This window comes from Actinomyces sp. oral taxon 849 str. F0330, assembly GCF_000239715.1.
GTDB classification, from domain to species: Bacteria; Actinomycetota; Actinomycetes; order Actinomycetales; family Actinomycetaceae; genus Actinomyces; species Actinomyces johnsonii.
The window spans coordinates 60,568-65,151 of the sequence record NZ_JH470357.1; the positions used below are offsets into that span (position 1 = coordinate 60,568).

General features: G+C 70.2%; 4 protein-coding genes. 3 read left to right on the forward strand and 1 reads right to left on the reverse strand.

Annotated features, from left to right (window positions below):
• Positions 1-819, reverse strand: an 819-nt coding sequence (locus HMPREF0975_RS11820) for a PP2C family protein-serine/threonine phosphatase (RefSeq protein WP_009234419.1), incomplete at its 3' end; no start/stop codon positions are given.
• Between the two features lie 416 nt (positions 820-1,235).
• Here HMPREF0975_RS11820 and HMPREF0975_RS11825 point away from each other — a divergent pair.
• The 3 genes from HMPREF0975_RS11825 to HMPREF0975_RS11835 form a co-directional block, all read left to right on the forward strand.
• Positions 1,236-2,534: a variant leucine-rich repeat-containing protein gene (locus HMPREF0975_RS11825; RefSeq protein WP_009234420.1), complete on the forward strand. Its 1,299-nt coding sequence runs from the start codon at positions 1,236-1,238 to the stop codon at positions 2,532-2,534.
• Between the two features lie 76 nt (positions 2,535-2,610).
• Positions 2,611-3,888, forward strand: a complete 1,278-nt coding sequence (locus HMPREF0975_RS11830; protein WP_009234421.1) for an MFS transporter — start codon at positions 2,611-2,613, stop codon at positions 3,886-3,888.
• Between the two features lie 60 nt (positions 3,889-3,948).
• The coding region (locus HMPREF0975_RS11835) for a glycosyltransferase family 87 protein (protein ID WP_009234422.1) at positions 3,949-4,584 on the forward strand (636 nt) is incomplete at its 3' end.

Here is a 4,584-nt window from a genome sequence, read left to right on the forward strand (position 1 = left end):
CTGCGTGAGCGGGGTCGGAACCTCGATGGAGTCGACGACGACGGCCGTGGTGTTGTCGTGACCGCCCCCCTCCAGTGAGGCCGCGACCAGGAGCTCGGCCGTGCGCTGCGCCGTGTAGCCGGCGGCCAGCACGGTGGCGATGGCCTCGTCGTCGAGCTCGTCGCTCAGACCGTCGGAGCACACGAGCAGGCGGTCTCCGGCAGCGACCGGAACGCTGTAGAGATCGGGGACGGCGGAGTCGGCGATCCCCCCTCCCAGCGCGCGGGTGACGACATTGCGGCGGGGGTCGCGCCGCGCCTGCTCGGGGGTGATCTCGCCGGTCTCGACCAGGATCTGAACCCGGGAGTGGTCCCGGGTGACCTGGGAGAGCATGTCGTCGCGCAGCAGGTAGACCCGGGCGTCACCGATGTTGAAGATGACCCAGGTCGGCCGCGTTGCCCCATGCTCGTCCTGCATCCAGGCCAGGACGACGCCGGCGATCGTCGCGCCGGGCAGGTAGGCGGCATGGGATGGGATGGCGACAATCGCCTCCTGTGCGGCCATCACCGCGCGGACCACCGTTTCCACATCGGTGACGGTCGTTCCGGCCAGCGAGTAGAGGGAGTCGAGGGCGACCTGCGTGGCCATCCGGCCGGCGGCGTGCCCGCCCATTCCATCAACAACGACGAAGGCCGGGGCGATGGCGAGGTAGCCGTCCTCGTTGATCGTACGCAAGCGCCCCACGTCGGTGGCCGCGCCGACGACGACCCCGGAAGCCCCGACGCCGTCGGCGCCACGGATCACCAGGGATTCGGCATCGGCACGAACGTGCTCGGTCATCATCTCCCTTTCACCTGCGTTGCTTGCACTCCCCTAGTAAACCCCAGCACACCGTCCTGAACCACCGCACCACGGCGAAGATTCCACCATACGGGAGCCTGGAGCGGTCCGAAGGCGAACGGCTCCGGCGCCCGGGACCCTCCCGGGCGGAGCCCTCCACCACCCGTTGCCGCCCGTGACGAGGGACCACCGGTCGACCCCGCAGAGCCGCGACCGTGACCCGTCAGGCAGTCGGCACCACGAGGTCCTCGGGTAGTCTTTCCGGGTGGCCGGATCCCCGGTCCGTGCGCCACCAGGGCAGTACCGCGTTCCCTGACCCGGTATCGCGGGTGGTCCCGGTGCCCGCCCTGCGACGGACCCGGGTACCGATCACAACCTGGACCGACGCAGTTTTCCCGACCCTCGAAGGACCCAGCATGTCTCAGGCCAAGGATGAGCTTGTCGCGCGCGCGCAGGATCCCAACGCGGAGCTGGAGACCCTCCACCAGCTGGCGCAGAACTACCCCGGTCTGCGCCCCTACATCGCCGCCAACCCGCGGACCTACCCCGCCCTCCTGGAGTGGCTGGGCACCCTGGGCGACCCCGCGGTCGACGCCGCCCTGGCCTCTCGCAGCAGTAGGCCCCAGTCAGCTCAGTCCCCACAGGCCTCACCGCGGCTGGCGGTCGTCTCGCCCCCTGGCTCCCAGCCCGGTTCGCCGTCGGCCAGGTCCTCCGAGGCCCCGACTCAGGTGACCCTGCCCCGTTCGCTCCAGCCCGGCAGCGCAGCCTCTGAAGCCTCAGCGGCCTCAGCGGCCTCCGCAACCAGCTCCAGAAGCGCCGCGAGTGCGTCCAGCGCCTTCAGCACAGCCGGCGCCAACACCCAAGTCGACAGCTTTCTGGCCACGGGCGACCCGGCCGTGGCCAACTCGACGTTCCAGCCCACGCAGGCGATCCCCTCGCAGTCACCGGCCCGCCCGGCCCAGCCCGCTCTTCAACAGACCTTCCAGCAGTCCGCCAACGTCTCTCAGCCTCGCAGCACGGCCAGTCCCGCGGCAACGCAGGCCGCTTCCGCATCCGATGACAGCGCCAGCGTCTTCGGCGTCGGCACCGACGACGATTCCTCGGCCCCATCCTCCTTCCTGACCTCCAACCGCGTCCTGCTGATCCTGGCCATCATCGTGATGACCATCCTGATCTTCCTGGTGAGCTGGTACTCCTACGGAGGCAGCGGCAGCAACTCGGCCAAGGGCTCGGACCCCCTGCCCACGACCCTGAGCGGCCAGAACGCGGACCGGGCCAGTGCCACGCCGAGCAGCACGTCGGCCTCGCCCAAGGCATCGGCCACCCCGAGCGCCTCGGCTACGCCCACGCTTAAGGCCCCCGCGCCCGCCAACGCGCGGAGCGACATGCCCGCCTTCAGCGCCCCCAGCGGCAACATCACCTGCACCCTGGGGAACAACGACGTCACCTGCGTCATCAAGAACCACGAGGAGACCACCTCCTGTCCCGCCTCACGGCCATTGACGGTCAAAATCGCCGCCGACGGACAGTCCACCCAGTCCTGCGGCTCGGCCTTCACCCCCAGCGACCAAACCCTCGATTACACCGAGTCCGCCAAGAATGACAGCTTCGCCTGCACCTCCACCGATTCGGGCATGCAGTGCTGGAGCCAGGTCAGCGGGGAGGGCTTCACCGTCAATCGCAGCGGGGTGGAGTCCACCAGCCACAGCCGCTGAGCGGTCCCGCCTCGAGCCGGTCCTCCACCGGCTCGGGCACCGACCCGAACTCTCCCAGTAGCACGCAATTTCTCGCATGGCCACCTCCTACAACACGATTCTCACGCGTCCTGGCGCCCGGTCCTTCTCGACCGCGGGCCTCATCGCCCGGTTCCCCATGTCGATGGTGGGGATCTCCACAATCCTGGCCGTCGAGGGACTCTACGGCTCCTACACGGCCGCAGGACTGGTCAGCGCCGCGAACTTCGTGGCGCTGGCCATCGGCGCGCCGATCCTGGCCAGGTGCGTCGACCGTTACGGCCAGTCACGGGTCATGCTGCCCGCGACCATCGTGTCGGCGACGAGCCTGATCGCACTGGCGGCCGGGGCCCACGCCCACGCCCATCTGGGGCTCCTGGCCGTGCTGGCCGCCCTGGCGGGCGGGCTGGCCGGCTCCATGGGTTCGCTGGTGCGAGCGCGCTGGACGGCGCTGCTCAATCGTCCCGAGGACATCCACACGGCCTTCTCCCTGGAGGCGGCGCTGGACGAGGTGGCCTTCATCCTTGGTCCGGTACTGGCCACCGCCCTGTGCACGACGTCGATCATCCCGGTGACCTCGGGCTGGATTGCCTGCCTGGTGATGCAGCTGTTCGGCGGGCTGTGGTTCCTCAGCCAACGCGCCACCGAGCCAGCACCCCACCCTCGCCGACCGCAGCGCGCCGGTGAGGAAGCCGAGGGCACCGGGGGCGCAGCCGAGGGCGCGGCTCACGACTCCGCGGGGCTCCGACCGGTCCTGCGCTACGGCACCGTCGGGGCCGTCGTCGTCGTCTTCCTGATCTCGGGGGCCATGTTCGGGGCCAACGACGTCGCCGCGGTCGCCTTCGCCACCGAGGCCGGGCACAAGTCGGCCTCCGGCCTGGTGCTGGCGGTCTGGGGCGTGGGGTCCTTCATCGCGGCCCTCCTCTACGGCTCGCGCGCGTGGGGGTGGCCGCTGTGGAAGCAGTTCATGGTCGGGCTGGTGGGACTGGCCGTGGGCGCCTCGACCTTCTCCCTGGCGCCGAATCTCGTGGTGCTGTCGGCGTTGGCCCTCATGACGGGTCTGGCCATCGCCCCGACCCTGACCAGCGGCAACAACATCATCCAGGTGACAGTCGCCCCCTCCCAGCTCACCGAGGGCCTGGCCTGGGTGAGCACCGCGCTCAACGTCGGGGTCTCGGTCGGGTCCCTGCTGGCGGGGCAGGCCGCGGACGCCGGGGGCTCGCGCGCCGTGTACCTCGCGGTGGCGGGCTTCGCCTGGGCCGCCGTCGTGGTCGGGATCGTGGGCCTTTCCGCCCTCAAGCGCGCACGGACCACCCGCGGCCTGACCTCCCAGTGATATTCAGCCGATCCGTCTTCGATTCCCGGTGGGCTATGTGCCTCTTCTACACTCAGCACGATGTCCATAGCAGGGAACCCACAAAACGAGTCTCCTTCCGCGACGCCCGGTACCGGTGCGGAGAACCGCGAGGACCGCGCGCCGGCCTCCCCGTCCTCACGCCTGGTCGCAGCCGCGCGCGCCGTCGTGTCGGCCCCGTCAGTCTCCATCCTCGGATGGCTGGCACTACTGCTGCCCGCTCACCACTCCTTGGTGGACGATGGCGGGCGGCTGGTCTTCAAGCTGGACTCCTTCGTCTACTACGAGGCGGTCCGTCAGTGGCTCGACGGCGGGGACCTCTACTCCTGGTACGCCAACCCGCCCCAGCACCTATGGCCCTTCACCTACACGCCGCTGGCGGCCTGGCTCATCGCTCCCCTGACCCGGATGTCGTACCAATCGGCCACCGTGCTGCTGGTCGTGGCCACTCCGTTGTGCGCCGCCGTGACGGCGTACGCGGCCCTCAGGCGCCTGGGGGCCGGGAACCGGACGGCGCACGGCTTGGCACCGTGGCTCGCGCTGATCGCGGTGGTGGCGCTGGAGCCCTTCCCCAAGACCATGGAGTACGCGCAGGTCAACGCCATCCTCATGGCGCTGGTCGCCGTCGACCTGCTCGCCGTGCCCGGCTGCTCGCGGTGGCGCGGGGTCCTCAGCGGC